The sequence below is a fragment of the Micromonospora sp. NPDC049048 genome, from assembly GCF_043197615.1.
Taxonomy (GTDB): domain Bacteria; phylum Actinomycetota; class Actinomycetes; order Mycobacteriales; family Micromonosporaceae; genus Micromonospora.
The window spans coordinates 1-1,003 of record NZ_JBICTM010000041.1 but is presented as its reverse complement, the minus strand read 5'-3'; the positions used below and the strand labels follow the sequence as shown (position 1 = coordinate 1,003).

General features: G+C 64.4%; 1 protein-coding gene. It reads right to left on the bottom strand.

What is annotated here, in order from left to right:
* Nucleotides 1–3 precede the first annotated feature (3 nt).
* Nucleotides 4–786, bottom strand: a complete 783-nt coding sequence (locus ACGFIG_RS30775; protein ID WP_393008893.1) for a BTAD domain-containing putative transcriptional regulator — start codon at nucleotides 784–786, stop codon at nucleotides 4–6.
* Nucleotides 787–1,003 lie beyond the last annotated feature (217 nt).

Here is a 1,003-nt window from a genome sequence, read left to right as displayed (position 1 = left end):
GGTTCAGCCGACCAGTACGGGTGTCTGGATTTTGGCGTCGTGTTCGAGGATGCGTTGTTGGAGTTGTTGGAGTTCGCGGCCGGGTTCGAGGCCGAGGTTGTCGATGAGGGCTTCGCGGGTGCGGCGGTAGACGCGGAGGGCGTCGACTTGGCGGCCGCTGCGGTAGAGGGCGAGCATGAATTGGTGGCAGAGGCGTTCGCGCATGGGTTCGGTGGTGGTGAGGATTTCGAGTTCGGGGGTGATTTCGCGGTGTTTGCCGCAGGCGAGTTGGGCGTCGAGGCGGTCTTCGAGGGCGGAGAGGCGTTCGTCTTCGATGGCGGCGAGTTCTGACCAGTTGGTGCCGGTTTCGACGAGGTCGGCGAGGGCGCGTCCGCGCCAGAGGGTGAGGGCTTCGGTGAGGAGGTGGGCGGCGTGGTGGGGGTTGTTGGTGGTGGTGGCGTGGCGGCCTTCGCGGACGAGTCGGCGGAAGCGGTAGAGGTCGATGGTTTCGGTGTCGATGCGGAGTTGGTAGCCGGGTGGGTGGGTGTGGAGGGCGGGTGTGGTGGTGTCGGTGTCGGTGGTGGTGGTGAGCATGCGGCGGATGCCGCTGACGGCGTTTTGGACCATTTTTCGGGCGGTGGGTGGTGGGTTGCCGTTCCACATGGCGTTGAGGAGTTGGCTGGTGGCGACGACTTTGTTGGCGTTGAGGAGGAGGTAGGCGAGGATTGCGCGTTGGCGGATTCCGCCGAGTTCGAGGTGGTGGTTGTGGTGGGTGACTTCGGTGGTGCCGAGTACGTGGAAGTGCATGGGGTTCCTTTGGTGTGGGGGTGTGGGTTGGGGGTTTGAGTTTCCCTGGGGTGGTCATTGGTGGGGCACCCCTAGGGCACCCCGTAGGAGGTGGGGGTGCATGGTGTGGGTTATCGGGTTGGCAGTGTGGAGTTGCTGGTCAGGCATTGTTGGTTCGTGGTGGGGCGTGAGTTCGTCATCCGGGTCCTGTGACACCGGCACGGACGAATGCGGGAAC

What these genes read in the sequence shown, in the direction of transcription:
- ACGFIG_RS30775 (WP_393008893.1), bottom strand. Translation starts at nt 786, where the DNA reads ATGCACTTCCACGTACTCGGCACCACCGAAGTCACCCACCACAACCAC.